At 64.4% G+C, this 21,509-nt stretch carries 19 protein-coding genes and 1 pseudogene; 19 read left to right on the top strand and 1 reads right to left on the bottom strand.

What is annotated here, in order from left to right:
* Positions 1-9 precede the first annotated feature (9 nt).
* The 15 genes and pseudogenes from IVB47_RS14855 to IVB47_RS14785 all read left to right on the top strand — a co-directional run bounded on the left by IVB47_RS14855 (position 10) and on the right by IVB47_RS14785 (position 15,490).
* Positions 10-1,143: a zinc-binding dehydrogenase gene (locus IVB47_RS14855; protein WP_247462356.1), complete on the top strand. Its 1,134-nt coding sequence runs from the start codon at positions 10-12 to the stop codon at positions 1,141-1,143.
* A 121-nt stretch (positions 1,144-1,264) separates the two neighbouring features.
* The gene (locus IVB47_RS14850) at positions 1,265-2,263 is read left to right on the top strand and encodes an MBL fold metallo-hydrolase (RefSeq protein WP_247462353.1); all 999 of its coding nucleotides are present in this window, start codon (positions 1,265-1,267) and stop codon (positions 2,261-2,263) included.
* Between the two features lie 176 nt (positions 2,264-2,439).
* The gene (locus tag IVB47_RS14845; protein WP_027567108.1) at positions 2,440-2,991 is read left to right on the top strand and encodes an NADPH-dependent FMN reductase; all 552 of its coding nucleotides are present in this window, start codon (positions 2,440-2,442) and stop codon (positions 2,989-2,991) included.
* A 210-nt stretch (positions 2,992-3,201) separates the two neighbouring features.
* Complete coding sequence (locus tag IVB47_RS14840) at positions 3,202-3,519, top strand: septum formation initiator family protein (protein WP_007590617.1); 318 nt, start codon at positions 3,202-3,204, stop codon at positions 3,517-3,519.
* Between the two features lie 168 nt (positions 3,520-3,687).
* The gene (locus IVB47_RS14835; protein WP_247356364.1) at positions 3,688-4,650 is read left to right on the top strand and encodes a GAF domain-containing protein; all 963 of its coding nucleotides are present in this window, start codon (positions 3,688-3,690) and stop codon (positions 4,648-4,650) included.
* 294 nt (positions 4,651-4,944) lie between these two features.
* Positions 4,945-6,461, top strand: a pseudogene (adh, locus tag IVB47_RS14830) (aldehyde dehydrogenase).
* Positions 6,462-6,726: 265 nt separating this feature from the next.
* On the top strand, positions 6,727-7,749 hold the full coding sequence (pdhA, locus tag IVB47_RS14825; RefSeq protein WP_007590620.1) for a pyruvate dehydrogenase (acetyl-transferring) E1 component subunit alpha: 1,023 nt from the start codon (positions 6,727-6,729) through the stop codon (positions 7,747-7,749).
* Positions 7,750-7,778: 29 nt separating this feature from the next.
* Positions 7,779-9,167 (top strand): pyruvate dehydrogenase complex E1 component subunit beta, encoded by a 1,389-nt coding sequence (locus IVB47_RS14820; RefSeq protein ID WP_247462351.1) that lies wholly within the window; start codon positions 7,779-7,781, stop codon positions 9,165-9,167.
* A 3-nt stretch (positions 9,168-9,170) separates the two neighbouring features.
* On the top strand, positions 9,171-9,473 hold the full coding sequence (locus IVB47_RS14815) for a DUF5076 domain-containing protein (protein WP_007590623.1): 303 nt from the start codon (positions 9,171-9,173) through the stop codon (positions 9,471-9,473).
* Positions 9,474-9,475: 2 nt separating this feature from the next.
* Positions 9,476-9,928: a nucleoside deaminase gene (locus IVB47_RS14810; protein WP_007590624.1), complete on the top strand. Its 453-nt coding sequence runs from the start codon at positions 9,476-9,478 to the stop codon at positions 9,926-9,928.
* Positions 9,929-9,988: 60 nt separating this feature from the next.
* Positions 9,989-11,338, top strand: coding sequence for a pyruvate dehydrogenase complex dihydrolipoamide acetyltransferase (locus IVB47_RS14805; RefSeq protein ID WP_247397641.1), 1,350 nt, complete (start codon positions 9,989-9,991; stop codon positions 11,336-11,338).
* A 20-nt stretch (positions 11,339-11,358) separates the two neighbouring features.
* Positions 11,359-11,586: a hypothetical protein gene (locus tag IVB47_RS14800; RefSeq protein ID WP_247397644.1), complete on the top strand. Its 228-nt coding sequence runs from the start codon at positions 11,359-11,361 to the stop codon at positions 11,584-11,586.
* Between the two features lie 18 nt (positions 11,587-11,604).
* Positions 11,605-13,026, top strand: coding sequence for a dihydrolipoyl dehydrogenase (gene lpdA / locus IVB47_RS14795; RefSeq protein WP_247462349.1), 1,422 nt, complete (start codon positions 11,605-11,607; stop codon positions 13,024-13,026).
* A gap of 167 nt (positions 13,027-13,193) precedes the next feature.
* Entirely contained in the window at positions 13,194-14,435 is a 1,242-nt protein-coding gene (locus IVB47_RS14790; protein WP_027567101.1) for a threonine synthase, read from the top strand.
* Between the two features lie 86 nt (positions 14,436-14,521).
* Positions 14,522-15,490 carry a tripartite tricarboxylate transporter substrate binding protein BugD gene (locus IVB47_RS14785; protein ID WP_247462347.1) on the top strand — a complete coding sequence of 323 codons (969 nt, stop codon included), beginning with the start codon at positions 14,522-14,524 and terminating at the stop codon, positions 15,488-15,490.
* A 164-nt stretch (positions 15,491-15,654) separates the two neighbouring features.
* On the opposite strand, the gene IVB47_RS14780 is transcribed toward IVB47_RS14785, so the two are convergent.
* Positions 15,655-17,844, bottom strand: a complete 2,190-nt coding sequence (locus IVB47_RS14780) for a lytic transglycosylase domain-containing protein (RefSeq protein WP_247462346.1) — start codon at positions 17,842-17,844, stop codon at positions 15,655-15,657.
* Between the two features lie 325 nt (positions 17,845-18,169).
* Here IVB47_RS14780 and IVB47_RS14775 point away from each other — a divergent pair, with 325 nt between their 5' ends.
* From IVB47_RS14775 to IVB47_RS14760, 4 genes are all read left to right on the top strand, one after another.
* Positions 18,170-19,906 (top strand): adenylate/guanylate cyclase domain-containing protein, encoded by a 1,737-nt coding sequence (locus IVB47_RS14775; RefSeq protein ID WP_247462345.1) that lies wholly within the window; start codon positions 18,170-18,172, stop codon positions 19,904-19,906.
* Positions 19,885-20,187, top strand: coding sequence for a hypothetical protein (locus IVB47_RS14770; protein WP_247356404.1), 303 nt, complete (start codon positions 19,885-19,887; stop codon positions 20,185-20,187). The genes IVB47_RS14775 and IVB47_RS14770 overlap by 22 nt, the downstream gene beginning before the upstream one ends.
* A 150-nt stretch (positions 20,188-20,337) precedes the next feature.
* Complete coding sequence (locus IVB47_RS14765) at positions 20,338-20,550, top strand: hypothetical protein (RefSeq protein WP_247462344.1); 213 nt, start codon at positions 20,338-20,340, stop codon at positions 20,548-20,550.
* A 113-nt stretch (positions 20,551-20,663) separates the two neighbouring features.
* On the top strand, positions 20,664-20,921 hold the full coding sequence (locus IVB47_RS14760) for a hypothetical protein (protein WP_007590640.1): 258 nt from the start codon (positions 20,664-20,666) through the stop codon (positions 20,919-20,921).
* The last annotated feature ends 588 nt before the right edge of the window (positions 20,922-21,509 follow it).

The following is a 21,509-nucleotide window of genomic DNA, read 5'->3' as shown; positions in this document are numbered from 1 at the left end:
AGGATCGACATGAGCGACGGCAAAAACGGCCTGCAACTGCGTTCGCTGATCAAGAAGAGCGGCGAGCTCGAAATCTCGCTGCTCGACGTGCCGACCCCCGAACCCGCCGCGGACGAGGTCGTCGTCCGCGTTGAGGCGGCGCCGATCAACCCGTCCGACCTCGGGCTCCTGATCGGCGCGGCCGACATGAGCACGGCAAAGGCTTCGGGCGACAAGGGCGCTCCCGTCATCACCGCGAAGGTGCCGGAAGGCGCGATGCGGGCGATGGCAGGCCGGCTCGACGAGTCCATGCCGGTTGGTAACGAAGGTGCGGGAGTCGTGATCAGGACCGGCTCGTCGGATGCCGCCAAGGCCCTGATGGGCAAGACCGTCGCCATGATCGGCGGCGCGATGTATACGCAGTATCGCACGTTGAAAGTGCGCGAGTGCCTGCCGCTGCCGGACGGCACCACGCCGGCCGAAGGTGCCTCCTGCTTCGTCAATCCGCTGACCGCGCTCGGCATGACCGAGACCATGCGGCGCGAGGGTCACAAGGCGCTGGTGCACACTGCGGCCGCCTCCAATCTCGGCCAGATGCTGAACAAGATCTGCATCAAGGACGGCATCCCGCTGGTCAACATCGTCCGCAGCAAGGAGCAGGCCGACATACTGCACAAGATCGGCGCCAAATACGTCGTCGATTCCAACGCGCCGAGCTTCCTCGGCGATCTCACCAATGCGCTGGTCGAGACCGGCGCCACCATCGCCTTCGATGCCATCGGCGGCGGCAAGCTCGCGGGCGACATCCTCAACTGCATGGAAGTCGCGATCAACAAGACCGCGAAGGAATACAGCCGCTACGGCTCCAACGTGCACAAGCAGGTCTACGTCTACGGCGCACTCGATGTCCGCCCGATCGAGCTGCCGCGCGGCTTCGGCATGGCCTGGAGCGTCGGCGGCTGGCTGCTGTTTCCGTTTCTGATGAAGATCGGCCAGGCGGACGGGGCCAGGCTGCGCCAGCGCGTGGTCGACGAACTGAAGACCACGTTTGCCAGCCACTACACCAAGGTGGTGTCACTTCCAGAGGCGCTCGATCCCGCCAACATCGCGGTCTACGCCAAACGCGCCACCGGCGAAAAATTCCTCATCAACCCAAATAAATAATCGCGGCGTGCGACTGCACGTCACCCAAAGAAGGTCTTGCCTTCTGAGCGAAGCGGGGGATTATTCCGCCGCCATTGAAAGCGGAAAAATCCGCAAGGCGCGCTCAGAAGGGGACCTCTCCATGACCGATCTCAATCGCCGCCATTTGCTCGCAGGCGCCGCCGCCCTCGGTGCGGCAGCCGTAACCAAGCTTGGATCGACCGCCGCAAACGCCGCGGTGCCGCAAGCCGGCACGCAGGCGCCGGGCTTCTACCGCTATAAGGTCGGCAGCTACGAGTGCACCTCGATCAATGACGGCGCGCGCAATTTCCCGATGCCGGACAAGTTCGTCGTCAACGCGCCGAGGGAGGAAGCGCTGGCCGCGGGCGAGGCGGCCTACATGCCGAAGGGCATGGTCACGTTGCCGTTCAATCCGCAGCTCATCAACACCGGCTCCAAGCTGGTGCTGATCGACGCCGGCAACGGCATTGCGAATTTCGAGGCGAGCAAGGGCGCCGTCGGCCGCACGCTGCAAAACCTCCAAGCCGCCGGCGTCGACCCCAAGAGCATCGACGTGGTGCTGCTCTCGCATCTGCATCCGGATCACACCAACGGCATTCGTCTCGCCGACGGCGCGCTTGCCTTTCCCAATGCGGAGATCATGGTGCCGGGCAAGGACTGGGAGTTCTGGACCAGCGAGGACAACGCCGCCAAGGCCGAGTCCAACGCGATGATGAAGAACTATTTCGCCAACGTGAAGAAGACCTTTGCCGGCCTCGAATCCAAGGTGACGAAATACGAGTGGGGCAAGGAGGTCGCGCCGGGCATCACGTCGATCGCGACGCCCGGCCACACTCCCGGGCACACCTCGTTCGCGGTCGCCTCGGGCGATGCCAAGGTGCTGATCCAGTCCGACGTCACCAACATCCCGGAGTTCTTCCTGCGCAATCCGGACTGGCATGTGATGTTCGACACCGATGCTGCGCTGGCGCAGGAGACCCGCCACAAATTCTACGACATGGCGGCAGCCGAAAAGGCGACCGTGATCGGCTTCCACTTCACCTTCCCCTCAGTCGGCCATGTCGAGAAGGACGGCGCCAAATATCGCCTGATCCCGTCGGCGTGGAATCCGACGATCTGAGCCGATTTGCAGATTTGTGCCGAGGAGTCAGGCCGCCACTTGGCGGCCTGATTGTTTGGGCAACCGTTCAGAAACACAGCGTTTCCAAATCCGACCGGTCCATGCACTTGCATCCATCGCTCGGGACCGCTTAAGTGCCGCCCCGGCACTCCCGCTGAAGATTTCGAGGACACTCCATGGCCTACAATATCGTCACGATCGCCGGCAGCCTGCGCAAGGACAGCTTCTCGCTGAAGATCGCTCATGCGCTCGCCAAGCTCGCGCCGGCTTCGCTCAAGCTCGAGGTCATCACGCCGGCCGGCATCTCGTTCTTCAACCAGGACCTCGAGGGCGCGCCGCCGGCCGATTGGCTGTCTTTTCGCGAAAAGATCCAGAAGTCGGACGGCGTCATCTTCGTCACGCCGGAATACAATCGCGCGATCCCGGGCGTGCTGAAGAACGCCATCGACGTCGCCTCGCGGCCCTACGGCAAGAGCTCGTTCAACGGCAAGCCGGTCGGCATCGTCGCGAACTCGCCGGGTCCGCTCGGCGGCGTCAGCGCCGCCAAGACGCTGCAGAACATCCTGCCGGGCATTTCCGGTCCGATCCTACAGCAGCCGGAGGCTTATCTGAACGGGGTGGGCGACGCCTTTGACGCCGACGGCAATTTGACGAAGGAGTCCCTGAAGCCCGTGCTCCAGGCCTATATCGACGCGTTTGCGGTGCACGTGGCGAAGCACCACGGCTGAGGCGCGATTCCCAGGACTTCGTCATGGCCGGGCAAAAGCGCGAAGCGCGTCTTCGCGCTAGATGTCCCGGCCATCCACGTGCTCGCTAAATTGACGAAGAACGTGGATGCCCGGCACAAGGCCGGGCATCACGGCTAAGTCAGGCACGGGAACGCGATGCGGGCGGGGGCAATTAGCACGCCCTTAACCAACCTGTCCCATCTTCCCAGGATGGTCTCCCGCGCGCGCCTGAAATCGATCCTGACCGGTCTTGCCCTCTATGCGATGGCGGCCGCCATCGTCGGCTATTTCGGCGTCAACGCCTATACCGGCAAATACGGCCTCAACGCCCGCCAGGAGCTCGACCAGGAGATCGTGGCGCTGACGAGCGAGCTTGCCCAGCTCAAGCGCGAGCGTGCCAGGAGCGAGCAGCGCGTTTCGCTGCTGCGCTCCGCGAAGATCGACCCCGACATGCTGGACGAGCGGGCGCGCTTCCAGCTCGACTACGTCAATCCGCGCGATCTCGTCCGGACGATCCCGGCGAACTGACAGCTCTTCCGAAAGTTGAAGGCCTCCAAGTTGAAGGTCTGGAACCGGACTGCCGTCTTGACGGCAGCGCCGCAACCGGCTCATGGCTTCCATCATCATGGCCAGGGTTGACGCAGATCAACCGGGCCGTGCCGGCACCGTCTAGATTGCCACCCGGAGGAAACAGTGATGAATGGGCAATCCCCCCGGCATCACGCGGCCCGTGTCGAGGCCGCCATTACGTCAGGCCAGGCGGCACGCTCGTCGCTCGTGGCCTCGTGGCGCCGTTCATCCAGATTGCATCGTCTCGATCCCGCCGGCCGTAGCTTGCCGAACCGGCTGAGCGAAGCCGAGCTGCACCGCGCGCGGGAGCGCGTCGCGCCGCTGCTCGCCGCCGCGCGGGGTGCGATGGACCGGCTCTATCAGGCGGTCGGCGCCAGCGGCTGCTGCGTACTGCTTGCGGACGGCGAGGGCGTGCCGGTCGATCGCCGCGGCACCCCGGCGGACGATGCGACATTTCAGTCCTGGGGCCTCTGGACCGGCGCGCTCTGGAGCGAGGAGCATGAGGGCACCAACGGCATCGGCACCTGCCTCGTCGAGCAGCGTCCGCTGACGATCGACCGCGATCAGCATTTCTTCACCCGCAACACGCTTCTGAGCTGCACCGCCGTTCCGATCTACGACCATGAGGCTGCGTTCGCGGGCGTGCTCGACGTCTCCTCCTGCCGCGCCGACCGCACCGACGTGTTTTCCAGTCTGATCGCGCTCGCGGCCGGTGAGGCGGCCAGGCGTATCGAGGCCGATCTGTTTCGCAGGGCCTTCGCCCATGCCCGCATCGTGCTGACGCAAGCTGCGGACGGCCAGTGCGGCGGCCTCGTTGCGGTCGATGCGGACGATCTCGTGATCGGCGCCACCCGGTCCGCCCGAGCGGGACTCGGGATTGCGCCCGGCCGGGCGTTGCAGCCGATGCCTGCCGCCGATCTCCTCGGCGGCGACACCGCGCGCGACCATCTTGCCGGCGGTCAGCGCGCAGTGTTGCAGCGGGCGCTCCTGCGTGCGGGCGGCAATGTCTCGGCGGCCGCCAAGGCCCTCGGCGTCAGCCGTGCCACGCTGCACAGAAAGCTCAAACGGTTCGAGCTGAACGCGCATTGAGCTGCTGGTAGATCCTCATTGGTGAGGAGACCGCGAAGCGGTCGTCTCGAACCACAAGATGCCCTGCTATCACCCCAGCCATCCTTCGAGACGCGCGCAAGAGCGCGCTCCTCAGGGTGAGGTCAGTATGTGCTGCGGCACGACGTGCAACCTGGTCACCTGTCGCAGAACTGCGACAGGTCGGCTCCGTCATCGCTCCTATCAGGGCTGACAGAAGACGCCTCCCGCGACATCGTCGGCGCAAGTCGCGACCACGCGACGAATTGCGCAAACAGCAAACATCGGGAGCGATCAATGAACAAGGTAGAATTCCTCAGCGTCACCAAAATTCCCTTCGCCGAACGCTACGACAATTTCATCGGCGGCAAATTCGTCGCGCCGATCTCCGGCAAGTATTTCGACAACGCCTCGCCGGTGACAGGCCAGATCGTCTGCAAGATCGCGCGCTCCGACGCGCAGGACGTCGAGGCAGCGCTCGACGCAGCGCATGCCGCGAAGGCCGCTTGGGGCCGCACCAGCGTCGCCGAGCGCGCCGCGATGCTGAACCGGATCGCCGACCGCATGGAAGACAATCTCGAGCGTCTCGCCATCGCCGAGACCTGGGACAACGGCAAGCCGATCCGCGAGACCCGCGCAGCGGACATCCCGCTGGCCATCGACCACTTCCGCTATTTCGCCGGCGCCATCCGTGCCCAGGAAGGCTCGATCGGCGAGATCGATCACGACACCGTTGCCTACCATTTCCACGAACCGCTCGGCGTGGTCGGCCAGATCATCCCCTGGAACTTCCCGCTGCTGATGGCCTGCTGGAAGCTCGCGCCCGCGCTCGCCGCCGGCAATTGCGTCGTGCTCAAGCCGGCCGAGCAGACCCCGGCCTCGATCATGGTCTGGGCCGAGATCATCGGCGACATTCTGCCGCCCGGCGTCCTCAACATCGTCAACGGCTTTGGTCTGGAAGCCGGCAAGCCGCTCGCGTCAGCCCGCGCATCGCCAAGATCGCCTTCACCGGCGAGACCACGACGGGCCGGCTGATCATGCAATATGCCAGCCAGAACCTCATTCCCGTCACGCTCGAGCTCGGCGGCAAGTCGCCCAACATCTTCTTCAGCGACGTCATCGCCGAAGACGACGATTTCTTCGACAAGGCGATCGAAGGTTTCGTCATGTTCGCGCTGAATCAGGGTGAGGTCTGCACCTGTCCGAGCCGAGCGCTGGTCCATGCCGACATCTATGACCGCTTCATGGAGCGGGCGCTGAAGCGCGTCGCCGCGATCAAGCAGGGCGATCCGCGCGCGGCCGACACCATGATCGGCGCGCAGGCTTCCGGCGAGCAACTCGCAAAAATCCTCTCCTACATCGACATCGGCAAGCAGGAGGGAGCCAAGGTGCTGGCCGGCGGTGGACGCGCCGAGCTCGGCGGCGATCTCGCCGGCGGCTTCTACGTCCAGCCGACCGTGTTCGAGGGCCACAACAAGATGCGCGTCTTCCAGGAGGAGATCTTCGGCCCCGTCGTTTCTGTCACGACCTTCAAGAACGACGAGGAGGCGCTCGAGATCGCCAACGACACGCCCTACGGCCTGGGGGCCGGCGTCTGGAGCCGCGACGCCAACCGCTGCTATCGCTTCGGCCGGGCAATCCAGGCCGGCCGGGTCTGGACCAACTGCTACCATGCCTATCCCGCGCATGCGGCCTTCGGCGGCTATAAGCAGTCGGGCGTCGGGCGCGAGACCCACAAGATGATGCTCGATCACTACCAGCAGACCAAGAACCTGCTGGTCAGCTACAGCCCCAAGAAGCTGGGCTTCTTCTGATCGGACGGAAGTGGGCGGCGCCGCTTCGGTGTCGCCCACTCCAAACGGCGGGACTTTATCGGCTCGACGCTTTTTGATGAGGTCACGAATCTGCGCGTGCGGCGACCGTGTCGATTTGTTGCCCGATCCGCGTCAAAGATTTTGCAATATTACGATCACGTTGCAGTGCGGCATAATGAAAGTCGTGCCATGCCGCCGCGGTGCTTTCCAAGGGCATTTGACTTGGGTTAGAGAGGGCTGAAGTTTTCTCTGACCCGGAATTCCCATGGCCGCACCCAAGAAAGCCGCCGCAAGCACTGCACAGGACAAGACCGACGGCGGTTCGCCCCCGGAATTCACCAGAGAGCAGGAGCTCAAGGCGCTCCGCGACATGCTCCTGATCCGGCGGTTCGAGGAAAAGGCCGGCCAGCTCTACGGCATGGGCGCGATTGGCGGCTTCTGCCACCTTTATATCGGCCAGGAGGCTGTGGTGGTCGGGATGCAGATGGCCCTGAAGCCGGGCGACCAGGTTATCACCGGCTATCGCGATCACGGTCATATGCTCGCCACCGGCATGGAGGCCAACGGCGTCATGGCCGAGCTCACCGGCCGTCGCGGCGGCTATTCCAAGGGCAAGGGCGGCTCCATGCACATGTTCAGCAAGGAGAAGCACTTTTACGGCGGCCACGGCATCGTCGGCGCCCAGGTCTCGCTCGGCACGGGGCTCGCTTTCGCCAATCACTATCGCGACAACGACAATGTCAGCGTCACCTATTTCGGCGACGGTGCGGCCAACCAGGGCCAGGTCTATGAGAGCTTCAATATGGCGGAGCTCTGGAAGCTGCCGGTGATCTACGTCATCGAGAACAACCGCTACGCCATGGGCACTTCGGTCTCGCGCGCCTCGGCGCAGCAGGATTTCTCCAAGCGCGGCGCCTCCTTCAACATTCCCGGCCAGCAGGTCGACGGCATGGACGTGCGTGCCGTCAAGGCCGCCGGCGACGAGGCGGCGGCCTGGTGCCGCGCCGGCAAGGGCCCCTTCATCCTGGAGATGCAGACCTACCGCTACCGCGGCCACTCGATGTCCGATCCCGCAAAGTATAGAACGCGCGAGGAGGTCGAAAAAGTCCGCCACGACCAGGATCCGATCGAGCAGGTGCGCAACCGCCTGTTGGCCGCCAAGGTCAGCGAGCAGGATCTGAAGGCGATCGACGCCGAGGTGCGCGACATCGTCAACGCGTCCGCCGATTTCGCCCAGCATGATCCCGAGCCGGATGCCGCCGAGCTCTGGACCGATATTTACCGCTGAACGCGCGCAAGCTTTCTTTTGGAGCCGATATGCCAATTCAAGTGCTGATGCCCGCGTTGTCGCCCACGATGGAGAAGGGCAACCTCTCCAAATGGCTGAAAAAAGAGGGTGAGACGATCAAGTCCGGCGACGTTATCGCCGAGATCGAGACCGACAAGGCGACCATGGAGGGCGAGGCGACCGATGAAGGTACGCTCGGCAAGATCCTGATCCCCGAGGGCACCGCCGACGTGGCAGTGAACACGCCGATCGCAACGATTCTGGCCGATGGCGAGAGCGCCGCCGATCTCGCCAAGGCGCCCGCGCCTGCCCAGCAGCAGAAGGCTGCCGAATCCGCAGCTCCTGCCGCCGCGAAGGCCGAGGCTCCAGCTCCCAAAGCTGCGCCGGCGCCGCAGGCCGTCGCAGAACCCGACCCGGAAGTGCCCGCCGGCACCGAGATGGTGACGCAGACCATCCGCGAAGCCCTGCGCGATGCCATGGCAGAAGAAATGCGCCGCGACGCCGACGTCTTCGTGATGGGCGAAGAGGTCGCCGAGTACCAAGGCGCCTACAAGGTGACCCAAGGGCTGCTTCAGGAGTTCGGAGCCAAGCGCGTCATCGACACGCCGATCACCGAGCACGGCTTTGCCGGCATCGGCGTCGGCGCTGCGATGACCGGTTTGAAGCCGATCGTCGAGTTCATGACCTTCAACTTCGCCATGCAGGCGATCGACCAGATCATCAACTCCGCGGCCAAGACGCTCTACATGTCCGGCGGCCAGATGGGCTGCTCGATCGTGTTCCGCGGGCCCAATGGCGCTGCTTCCCGCGTCGCCGCTCAGCACAGCCAGGATTATTCGTCCTGGTATTCGAACGTCCCGGGCCTCAAGGTCGTCGCGCCGTTCTCGGCCGCTGATTACAAGGGCCTGCTCAAGGCTGCGATCCGCGATCCCAATCCGGTGATCTTCCTCGAGAACGAGATGCTCTACGGTCACACCGGCGAGGTGCCGAAGCTCGATGACTTCGTGATTCCGATCGGCAAGGCGCGCATCGTGCGTTCCGGCAGCCATGTCACGATCATCTCGTGGTCGAACGGCATGAGCTACGCGCTGAAAGCCGCCGACGAACTCGCCAAGGACGGCATCGAGGCCGAGGTGATCGACCTACGCACGCTGCGTCCGATGGACACCGAGACCATCATCAACTCCGTCAAGAAGACGGGACGTGCCGTCACGGTGGAAGAGGGCTGGGCCCAGAGCGGCGTCGGCGCCGAGATCGCCGCGCGGATCATGGAGCATGCCTTCGACTATCTGGATGCGCCTGTAACCCGCGTCTCCGGCAAGGACGTGCCGATGCCCTATGCCGCGAACCTGGAAAAGCTCGCGCTGCCTTCGGCTGCCGAAGTGGTCGAGGCCGCCAAAGCCGTCTGCTACAGGTAGACCATGGCGGGCCCGAAGGAGCAGCCATTGCCACCCGACGTCCTCGTCCGCGATGATGCGGTCGAGATCCTGCGCGTGTTCGTGCTGGACGGCGGGCTGTCGATGGCGTTCCAGCGAGCCTTCGACGAGCCCGACATGTGGGGCCTGCTGCTCGTCGATCTCGCCCGTCACGCCGCGCGCGCCTATGCGCGCGAGAGCGAATACACCGAGGAGGACGCGCTGAACCGGATCATCGAGATGTTCCAGGCCGAGATCGAGCGTCCCACCGACACCGGCACCACGACGCCGCGCGGGAAGGGGCACTGACCGTGGCGATCGAATCCTATCATTTCGATTTCATGCTGGAGGCGATCCGCGAGGCGGAAGCCTCAATCGCGCAAGGCGGCCTGCCGATCGGCGCCGTGCTGACCCGCGATAACAAGGTGATCGCCCGCGGCCACAACAACCGCGTGCAGGAGAACAACCCGATCCTGCACGGCGAGATGAGTTGCCTGCGCGAGGCGGGTGCGATTTCGTTCCACGATACCGTCATGTACACCACGCTGTCGCCATGCGCGATGTGTGCCGGTGCGCTCGCGCTGTTCAAGGTCAAGCTCGTGGTGATCGGAGAGTCCGTCACCTTCGAGGGCTCCAAGGACATTCTCGACAAGTTTGGCATCCCGTGGATCGACCTTGCCGACGACCGCTCCATCACCATGATGAAAAATTGGCGTTCTATTCCTGCCAATGAGCGCCTGTGGCAGGGCGACATCGGCAACTAACCTGGTCTGTCCGTCTTCGGTCCGGAGACGGATTTTTGCAAAGTTCTTCTTGAGGTCAGCATGCCCATCAACATCCTGATGCCCGCTCTTTCGCCGACGATGGAGAAGGGCAACCTCGCCAAGTGGCTGAAGAAGGAAGGCGACAAGGTCAAATCCGGCGATGTCATCGCCGAGATCGAGACCGACAAGGCGACCATGGAGGTCGAGGCCATCGACGAGGGGACGATCGCCAGGATCCTCGTGCCCGAGGGCACGCAGGACGTCCCGGTCAATGACGTGATCGCGGTGCTGGCCGGCGAGGGCGAGGACGTGAAGGCGGCAGGTGCCGCCAAGCCCAGTGCTTCCGCCGCACCTCCGAAAGCTGCGGAAGCTCCCGCCGCCGCAGCGGCTCCTGCGCCTGCAGCGCCCAAGGCCGCGCCGGCGCCCGCCGCAGCACCTGCACTGCAGGCCGCAGCACCGGCCGTGCAGAGCAACGGCCATGGCGGCCGCGTGTTCTCTTCGCCGCTGGCGCGTCGTCTCGCCAAGGAATCCGGCCTCGACGTGTCGATGGTGACTGGCACCGGCCCGCATGGCCGCGTGGTGGCCCGCGACGTCGAGCAGGCCAGGTCCGGCAAGGGCCTCAAGGCTCCCGCGGCGACGCCGTCAGGCGCACCCTCGACCGCGCCGACCATGTCGGACAAGCAGATCCTGTCGCTGTTCGAGCCGGGCTCCTACGAGGTCGTCCCGCATGACGGCATGCGGCGCACGATTGCGCAGCGTCTGACCGCGTCGATCCAGAACGTCCCGCACTTCTACCTCACCATCGACTGCGACATCGGCAAGCTGCTTACCGCGCGCGAGGAGATCAATGCGGCTGCTCCTAAGGACAAGGAGAAGAAGCCGCTCTACAAGATCTCGGTCAACGACTTCGTCATCAAGGCGATGGCGGTGGCGCTGCAGAAGATCCCGAATTGCAATGTGAGCTGGACCGAAAGCGGTATGGTCAAGCACCACCATTCCGACGTCGGCGTTGCGGTGGCGATGCCCGGCGGCCTGATCACGCCGATCATCCGCAAGGCCGAGACCAAGACGCTGTCGACCATCTCCAACGAGATGAAGGATTTTGCGACGCGCGCCCGCTCGCGCAAGCTGAAGCCGGAAGAATACCAGGGCGGCACCACGGCCGTTTCCAACCTCGGCATGTTCGGCATCAGCCACTTCACCGCCGTGATCAATCCGCCGCACGCGACGATCCTCGCAGTCGGCACCAGCGAGGAGCGGCCGGTCGTCCGCGGCGGCAAGATCGAGATCGCGAACATGATGAGCGTGACCCTGTCCTGCGATCACCGTGCCATCGACGGCGCGCTCGGCGCGGAGCTGATCGGCGCCTTCAAGCAGCTGATCGAAAATCCCGTCATGATGATGGTGTAGCCCGGGGGGGCGCGGGGTGAATGCGAACGCGCTGGCCCTGGATCTCCTTGTTGCTCTCGGCTGTGGTTGCACTCAATCCGGTCGGGCTCGATATTCTGCATTCCGCGTTCTTTGCCGGCGAGCAGCTGGCACGGAGCATCGGCCAGGCGGTCGTTCTGATCGCGCTGGCTATCATGGCCGGCGCGATCCCGCTCGAATGGCTGGTCCGGGTTATCATTTCCAGGCGCCGCGTCCGCGGCGCCTCTTGAGTTGAATGGGGAGCCGCCATGGCCGACACATCCTTCGACATCATCATCATCGGCTCCGGTCCGGGCGGCTATGTCACCGCGATCCGCGCCGCCCAGCTCGGCTTCAAGGTCGCGATCGTCGAGAAATCCTATCTCGGCGGCATCTGCCTGAACTGGGGCTGCATCCCGACCAAGGCGCTGCTGCGCTCGGCCGAGATCTACCACTACATGCAGCACGCCAAGGATTACGGCCTGTCGGCGGACAACGTCTCGTTCGACCCGAAGGCGGTGGTGCAGCGCTCGCGCGGCGTCTCGAAGCGGCTGAACGACGGCGTCGGCTTCCTGATGAAGAAGAACAAGGTCAGCGTGATCTGGGGCGCGGCCTCGATCGATGCGCCCGGCAAAGTCACCGTGAAGAAGTCCGACGTCGAGGGGCCAAAGGGCACGCTGGGCGAGGGGACATATCAGGCCAAACACATCATCGTCGCGACCGGCGCGCGGCCGCGCGTGCTGCCGGGCCTCGAGCCTGACAAGAAGCTGATCTGGACTTATTTCGAAGCGATGGTGCCGGAGCGGATGCCGAAATCGCTGCTGGTGGTCGGCTCCGGCGCGATCGGCATCGAGTTCGCGTCTTTCTTCCACACCATGGGTTCTGACGTTACCGTGGTCGAAGTGCTGCCGCAGATCCTGCCGGTTGAGGACGCCGAGATTGCAGGCCTGGCCCGCAAGCGTTTTGAGAAGCAGGGCATCAAGATCCTGTCCTCGACCAAGGTGACCAAGCTCGAGAAGAAGGCCGATAGCGTCGTTGCTACCATTGACGACGGCAAGGGCAAGCCTGTGACGACCGAGTTCGAGCGCGTGATCTCGGCCGTCGGCGTCGTCGGCAACATCGAGAATCTCGGTCTCGAAAAGCTCGGCGTCAAAACCGATCGCGGCGTCATCGTGATCGACGGCTACGGCAAGACCAACGTCCCCGGCATCTACGCCATCGGCGACGTCGCCGGCCCGCCGATGTTGGCTCACAAGGCCGAGCACGAAGGCGTGATCTGCGTCGAGGCGATCAAGGGCCTGCATCCGCACGCCATGGACAAGAACCTGATCCCGGGCTGCACCTATTGCAATCCGCAGGTCGCCTCCGTCGGCCTCACCGAAGCCAAGGCCAAGGAGAACGGCCGTGAGATCCGCGTCGGCCGCTTCCCCTTCGTCGGCAACGGCAAGGCCATCGCCCTCGGCGAGGACCAGGGGTTGGTCAAGGTGATCTTCGACAAAAAGACGGGCCAGCTGCTCGGCGCCCACATGATCGGCGCAGAGGTCACCGAGTTGATCCAGGGCTACGTCGTCGCCATGAACCTGGAGACGACGGAAGAGGAGCTGATGCACACGGTATTCCCGCATCCGACGCTGTCGGAGATGATGAAGGAAGCCGTGCTGGATGCGTATGGACGGGTGCTGAATATTTGACGAGCGCGCATCGCCGCCCGCCACCGTCATTGCGAGCGAAGCTAAGCCAGGAGCTTTTGCGACGAAGCAATCCAGACCGCCCTCCGCGGAAAGTTCTGGATTGCTTCGCTGCGCTCGCAATTGACGAGCGGAGGGATCTGTTTGCAAAACAAGAAGGAAACCACCCCATGCACGACAACGACAACCTCACCATCGAACGCCCGACCTTCGTCACCCATCTCGAATGCGCGATGGAGGGCGACCATTACGCCGCCGACCAGGTCCATAACCTCTCCAAGGCCGGCAAGCCTTTGCTGGTGCGCTACGACCTTGCCGGCGTGAAGAAAGCGCTGACCAAGGATGCGCTTAGCCAGCGCCCCGCCGACATGTGGCGCTATCGCGAGCTCTTGCCGGTGCGAAAATGCAAGGACATCGTCTCGCTCGGCGAGGTCACGACGCCGCTGATCCGGCTGCCCAAGCTCGGCGCAAAGCTCGGCGGCGGCGAGATCATCGTCAAGGACGAGGGGCGCTTGCCGACCGGCTCGTTCAAGGCGCGCGGCCTCGTCATGGCGGTGTCGATGGGCAAGGCGCTCGGCATCAAGCACATGGCGATGCCCACCAACGGCAATGCCGGCGCGGCGCTCGCGGCATATGCCACCTCCTGCGGCATCAAGACCACGATCTTCTGTCCGGCCGATACGCCCGAGGTGAACGTCAGCGAGATCGAGCTTCAGGGCGCGACCGTCTACCGCGTCAACGGCTATATCGACGATTGCGGCAAGATCGTCGGCGAGGGCAAGGCGAAAGTCGGCTGGTTCGACACCTCGACCTTGAAGGAGCCGTACCGCATCGAAGGCAAGAAGACGATGGGGCTCGAACTCGCCGAGCAGCTCGGCTGGGACGTGCCCGACGTGATCTTCTATCCCACCGGCGGCGGCACCGGCCTGATCGGCATGTGGAAGGCCTTCGACGAGCTGGAGAAGATCGGCTTCATTGGCTCGAAGCGCCCGCGCATGGTTGCGGTGCAGGCCTCCGGCTGCGCGCCCATGGTGCGTGCGTACGAAGCCGGCACCGAGCATGCCACGCGGTGGGAGGACGCTCACACCATCGCTTCGGGCATTCGCGTGCCGCAGGCGATCGGCGACTTTCTTATCCTGCGCGCGGTCCGCGAGAGCAAGGGCTTTGCCATCGCGGTCGACGACGACAAGATCTCGTCGGCGCTGAACGAGGTCGCGCGCGAGGAGGGGCTGCTGCTGTGCCCCGAAGGCGCTGCGACCTACGCCGCCTACAAGGACAGCCTCGCCGACGGACGCGTCTCGAAGGGTGACCGCGTGATGCTGTTCAATTGCGCCACCGGCCTGAAATACCCGCTGCCGCCGGTCAACCGCACGCTCGATCGCCACAAGCCGATCGACTATTCGCAGTTCTAGCGCGGCATTTCGTCTCTTCACGAACGATCCCTCTTCCCGTACGCGGGAAGAGACAAAAACAACAATGACATCGTTGGGAGAAGACAATGAAGGCCGCATGGGCTGCGCTGATTGCTATTCTCGCTGTTGCAGGCGCCGCGCGCGCCGACGACTATCCTTCACGTCCCATCACCATCATCGTCCCCTTCGCGGCGGGCGGGCCGTCGGATGCGATGACGCGTGTGCTCGCCGAGCGGATGCGGACATCGCTTGGGCAACCGCTGGTGATCGAGAACGTCACTGGCGCGGGCGGCTCGATCGGCGTCGGCCGTGCCGTGCATTCGGCCCCCGACGGCTACACGATATCATTCGGCCATCTCGGCACCCACGTTGCCAACGGCGCCGTCTACAAGCTCAATTACGATCTGGTCGCGGACCTGGAGCCGGTGGTGCTGCTGCCGAGCAATCCGATGATCGTCGTCAGCAAGAACGCGGTGCCCGCAACCTCGCTGAAGGAGCTGCTGGACTGGCTGAAGTCGCGGCCGTCGCCGCCGACCGCCGGCACCGCGGGCGCGGGCTCGGGCAGCCACATCGCCGGCGTCTATTTCGAGAGCGTCTCCGGCATCAAGCTGCAATACGTGCCGTATCGCGGCACCGCGCCCGCCCTGAACGATCTGATCGCCGGCCAGATCGACGTTATCGTCGACCAGACCTCGAACTCCATCAATCAGGTCCGCGCCGGCACCATTCGCGCCTACGCCATCACCGACGACAAGCGCCTGTCCTCAGCGCCCGACATCCCGACGGCGGAGGAGGCGGGCCTGAAGGGTTTCAACATGACGCTGTGGTCCGGGATGTGGGTGCCCAAGGGTACGCCGAAGCAGATCGTTGCCAAGCTCAACGCCGCAGCTGTGGAAGCGCTCAACGATCCCGGCGTGAAGAAGCAACTCGAAAGCCAGGGGCTGGAGATGACGCCGCAGGATCAGCTCACGCCCGAAGCGCTTGGCTCGCGCCAGAAGGCGGAGATCGCGAAGTGGTGGCCGATGATCAAGGCGGCGAACATCAAGGTGGATTGAGGCGGCGCGGCGCTTGTGCGCCACACCCTCCGACCTCATCCTGAGGAGGCCGCAAGGCGGCCGTCTCGAAGGATGGCCGCGGGCGCAGCTGGGCCCTTCACCCTTCGAGACGCCTGCTTCGCAGGCTCCTCAGGATGAGGGGATAGAGCCGGTGTTGGCGGATATCACTCCGTCCCCGTAGACCCCAACGGCGTCGCTACGGCCGCCGCGTCCTTCGTCACCACGCGCTGATCACTCTTGCCGGCGATCATGCTGCTGCCTTCGAACCGGGCGCGGTAGACCAGCACGTTCTCGATCACGCGCTGGACGTAGTTGCGCGTCTCCGACAGCGGGATGCGCTCGACCCAGTCGACCGGATCGACCTTGGGATCCCTGGGGTCGCCGCGCGCCTGCACCCATTCGCGCACGCGGCCCCGGCCGGCATTGTAGCCGGCGAAGGTCATGATCTGGTTGCCGCGGTATTCCGACATCAGCGCGCTGAGCTCGGCCGCGCCCATCTGCGTGTTGTAGACGGGATCGGAGACCATCTTATCCCAGTCGTAGGTCAGGCCGAAGCGCTTTGCGGTGTCGCGGCCCGCTTCCGGCGTCACCTGCATCAGCCCGACTGCGTTGGCGGCCGATTTGTCGCGCTGGTCGAACGAGCTTTCGGTGCGTGCCACCGAATAGATCACGCTGGGTTCGATCGCAGGCGCGACCTGCTTATGTTCAGGGATGCCGATGGTCGGGAAGGCGTAGTGATCGAGCGCGAGCCCGCGCGCCAGCGCCGACTTGCCGACCTCCAGCATCACGCGCGCATCGTTGCGCCGGCCGGCGAGCTCGCCGAGCGCTTCGAGTGCCGCCACGTCGGTGCTCTCCTTGGCGAAATCCTCGGCGTAGTAAAACACCATGTCGCGCTCACCGACGCCGTAGAGCATGTCGGCGGCGCGCACGCGCTCGTCCGCGGGCGGCGCGTCGACTGCCGCCAGCACGAGCGCGGGCGCGCGCAGCTCGATGCGGTCGAGGCCGAGCCTGGCGCGGGCGAGCTGGCCGTAATAGGCGGTCGGATAGCGCGCCGCTGCCTGATAGCTCAGGCGCGCATCGGCGCTTGCGTTCATCGCCTCGGCCGCGCGGCCGCGCCAATAATGCGCGCGCGACAGCGCGATCGGGTTGGCGGAGCCTTCGTCAATCGCGGTGAAGTGCGTCATCGCCGCCTTGGGATCGTCGAGATAGCGCAGCGCGATCCAGCCGCACATGAAGTGATAGTCGACGCGATAGACTTCCATCGCGGGCACGGCCGCCGAGCGCACTACGTCATAGGCGGTTTTGAACTTGCCCTGGTCGAGCAGCTTTCGCGCGAGCAGGCGGCGCTCGCGCCACCAGGCGTCGGTGTCTTGCGCCGCCATCGTATCGGGCGCGGCGGCCAGGATCACCTCGGCCGCGTCGTCGATGCGGTCATTCTGGAGATGCCATTGCGCGCGGCACAGCACATAGCCGAGGTCACGGCGCGCCTCGGCTGAGACGTCATCGAGGTAATCCTTGGCCTTGCTGGCCTTGCCGGTGACCGCGGCGCAGGCCTTGACGATCGCGAGCGCATCCTCGCCGAGCCGCTTGGCTGCGCGCCGCGCCCCCGCATAGTCCTTGGCGCCGAGGCGCTTGTCCATGCGGGCACGATGATCCTCACTGGTCAGGAGATCGCGAAACGCTTCGTAGGAATCTTCCTCGCTGCGTTCGGACAATTCGTCCATGCGCCAGGCATTGCGCACCAGACGCGCGGCCCTGTCGCTGTCGCCCTCGGTCATCAGCACGCGGGCGAGTGCGAACTTGCCCTTGGCGCTGGTCGGCCGGTCCATCGTGAATTTGTGCACGGTCGCCGCGTCGGCCTTCTCCTGCCACAGCCGCGCCTCGGCACGGCGGCGGAGCAGCGCGCTGCTCGGCCAGTCCGGATTGGCGGCGAGGAAGGCGGCGTAGCGCTTGAAATTCGCCGTGCTTTCGGAATGGCGCAGCATGAACCAGTCGGCGAGCTTCTGCCCCGCCGGGTCGGCAATGCGGTCGCGCGCCGCGCCCGCGTCCTCGGTCTTGCCCTTCCGTGCGAGATCGATGGCATCCTTCAACGCGGCGAGATCGCCGGTCAGCGGCGGGGCTGCCGGCTTGTCTGAAGGGGCCTCCTCCTGCTTCTTCGACTTGCGCTTGGCCTCGGCATGCTTGCCGTGCCGCGCCTTGCCGGCGGAGGCGTGGCGCTGCTTGCCGGCTTTCGCCTCATGCGTCTTCTTCGGCGCGGACGATTTGTGACTGCTCTTCGCTGCCAGCTCTGTAGGGATGAAGGCCAAAGCGGCCACGGCAACGACACACGCGAGCGAGCGTAGGCACTGGTTCATTCCGTGGTCCCCCTGCGAAACCAGTACAAACCAAAGTCCGCGACGAGATGCGGCTCGAGAATCAAAACGGCGTCAAAAATGGTGACACGACGTCGTTTCGCATCCTCAAGCTGTTCCAACAATGCGGCGAAATACGGATGGAGCGAGGGAACCTGTACAACGCCGGGTCGAGCGGGTCTCTTAACCTTTCATTAACGAACAGGGCTCGCGCGACGATTGCGGCGGTTCAGGACGCCACAAGCGGCCAAATTGCGCGTATTCCCGGCGGCAAATCCGATGTATTGGGTTCCAAGGCCTTTTCCCTTCAGCCCATTGTCCCGCGCCCATGCCGATTTTCAACCAGTCGATCCGGCGCAAGATCGTCGGGATTGCGCTCGGCCTCATCATCCTGATGGTCGTCACCGCGATCCTGTCGATGGTGATGTCGAGCCGCGTCGGCCATCTCCTGGATGAGCTGACCGCGCGGTATATTCCGGCTTACGGCCACCTGGCGCGGTCCAATGTGCGTTCGCTGGAGCGGGCGCTGGCGATGCGGCGCATGGTGATCGCCAAAATGCAAACGCCGCCGGACGAGGAGGGCTTTGCGGCGCGGCTGAAGATCTTCAGGGAAACGGACGCCCAGGTCGAGCAGGAGGCCGAAGCCGCGCGAAAGCTGATCAACGCGATCATCGACGATGAGAGCACACCGTCGGACAACGCGGCACTCGCCAGGATCGAGACGCGCATCGAGAATGCAGTCAAGGAGCTTCGCCGCGAACTCGACGAGGAGGACGCCAAGCTGCTCCGGCTGCTCGATGCCAAGGACTTTGCGGCCACGCGCGACGTGCTCGTCCATGTGGACGCGCTCCGCGATCTCTTCACCCAGCGGATCGATGCGATCCGCGCCGAGATGCTCTCGCAGGTGTTCGTGAGCACCGCGCAGGTCATCCGCCATCAGCGCCAGGCGATCATCGTCTCGGGCATCGTGACCATCCTCGCGGCGATCGTCGGACTTGCCTTTGCAATCATGGTCTCCACCGGGATCACGCGACCGGTCCGGCTGCTGCTGGCAGGCACCCGCGAGGTCGAGGCAGGCCATTTCGACAAGACCATCACCGTCTCGACCCAGGACGAGATCGGGGAGCTCGCTGCCGCCTTCAACCGCATGGTCGAGCAGTTGCGCCAGAACGAGCGCATCCGCGAGACCTTCGGCCGCTATATCGATCCCAAGGTGGTTCAGGGCCTGATAGACCGGCCGGAGGTCGCCATCGACGGCCAGCGCCGGGTGATGACCATCATGTTCTGCGACATGAGCGGCTTCACCTCGATGAGCGAGGGCATGACCCCGCGCGGTCTCGTCAGGGTGATGAACCACTATTTCACCGTTATGTCCGGTCCGATCAGGAGCAACCGCGGCATCATCGACAAATATATTGGTGATGCCATCATGTCCTATTGGGGCCCGCCCTTCATCGAGGAGGAGGAGCAGGCTCAGCTTGCCTGCTTCGCCGCGCTCGACATGGCCGACCAGGTGCCCGCGCTCCAGAAGCAGCTCCCGGATCTCCTCGGCATCTGCGCCATGCCGGTGCCGTGCGACTTGCGGATCGGCATCGCCACCGGCGAGGTCCTGACCGGCAGCATCGGCTCCGAGCTGATGATGAGCTTCACGGTGATGGGCGACGCCGTGAACCTTGCCTCGCGGCTCGAAGCCGTCAACAAGACCTATGGTACCCGTATTCTGATCTCGCAGGCGACGGCGGATGCGATCGGCTCGCACCTCGAATTGCGCGAAGTCGATCGTCTTGCGGTCGCCGGCCAGAGCGTGCCGCAAACTATTTTCGAGGTGATGGGCCGGGGAGGCGCGCTCACTGCCGCGCATGAGAGCCTGCGTTCGCACTACGCCGGTGGCCTCGCCGCCTATCGCGTCCGCCGCTTCGACGAGGCCCGTACCGCCTTCAACGCGGCACTTGAAGCCGTTCCCGGCGACGGCCCGTCGCGGGCAATGCTTACCCGTATCACGCGGTTCGAGGCCAATCCGCCGGACGAGGGCTGGGACGGCGCATGGCGGTTGGAGCAGAAATAGCCGGCCGCGCGGAAAAATTGATTCTACTCGATAACGATGTTCGCCGTGACCTATTTCCCGGGCTTAGGTTTGGTGTCCTTGAGGCGTTTGACGGGGACACGCCGATGACAGAACTTGAGAACAGGCTCGAACGCTTCGAGACGCTCACCGCCGAATGCGAGCTGATTGCCCGGCTCGCCACCGACAGCACCAAGCGCGAGTTTTATCTGAAGCTTTCGGAGCAGTACCGCCAATTGGCTGTGGACATGCGGCAGGCAATCGCGAGCAAGGCTGCGGCCTGACGCCGGCAATCCGTTCTTAACACTTGGCGCGCATCCTCAGTGCAGATGCGGGGACGCCTGCGGCGATTTTCCGCTGTGGAAATGCCGGGGGCTCGCTGCGGTGCAGCGCGCCTCGCGAGATTGTTTTGTCGTGCCTCACAGGGCGATCCCATGCGCCTCCTTGCAGTCATCATGTTTGGACTCATGACGGCAGCCTGCAACCAGGAGCAGGACATCACCGGCTCGACCCCAGTCTGCGCGATGCGGAACTACACCTCCTTCAATCCCCGCGACATGGCCCAGTGCGTTGCCGCCTGCAAGGCGTGCGACCACGGCAACACGGTCACCTGCAGCACGTCATGCACGATCAAGGGCGCCCACTGAGCCGATCAGCCTCCTGGTTTGGGGCCGCGAGGGTGTCTTGACGGTGTTTTGGCACCGGAACGATTCACATGGGTTAATCATTGAAGGGATGGCAGGACGCGGAGTCCTTTGGAATGGGTATGCTCGATCCCGGTCGGTTCCTGGTGTCATGCTCGCATTGCGCGGCCTGGCCGATGGCGGCCAATGTGAAACGTTCGAGCTGGTCGGCTTCGCCAAATGAGGTCCGCTTCGTGTGCCCGCGCTGCCGCCGCGAGGAGACTGCGATCATCTCAGCCTCCGGCGAGTTGACGCCGATCCGGCGCGTCGACGTCCCGCCGCGCGACGTCACCGCGGCCTGGGCTCAGGCCCAGCGCGCAAGAGGGCGAGCGTAGCCCGCCCGTTTAAGGAACAAGAAGGTGAGGCGCTGAGGTCTAGTCATAGCGACGACGGACCCAGCGCCGCAAGGCGACCGCCGTCCAGACCGTCTCGACAAAGCCGAACGGCCAGGCGCCACGAAGCTGTCGCGGTGTCCGTCGGGCAAAACATCTGACCAATTCTCGACACGTCCGTGTCAATCCGCGCTCGCAAAAATATTCTATTTTACCGAAATTCGGTTTTGGCGTATGTGTCGCCCATCCCGGCTCATCCTTGAGGGGCGATCTTGTGGTCGTCACGTTCGCGAGCCGGGCTTGCGGTGGACGCGGCAGCGTTCGGGTACGAGAGGCCAAGGGCAGGGAGGATTGCTCTCCGTGAGCCCGAGGCTTCGTTCCGACGAGCGGCGCTGCTAGGCTTCGTCTCGTCTGTAAGTTTCCGGCTTTGTCGACAGGGCTGGGAAAACTGCGACGAAATGGCGGGCCGTGCGTACGGCAAAACCGTGTGGTCCTGGCCGTCGTTGCTACGGTCAAGCTCTGGCGAATGCGGCATCTGCGTCAACCGGCGTGGTGTCGGTGAATTTCGCGAGGGTGAGGGAGGCCAAAAGA

The sequence above is a fragment of the Bradyrhizobium sp. 62 genome, from assembly GCF_023073035.1.
GTDB lineage: Bacteria > Pseudomonadota > Alphaproteobacteria > Rhizobiales > Xanthobacteraceae > Bradyrhizobium.
The sequence above is the reverse complement of the archived record's forward strand: the minus strand, read 5'-3'. Positions and strand labels throughout refer to the sequence as shown.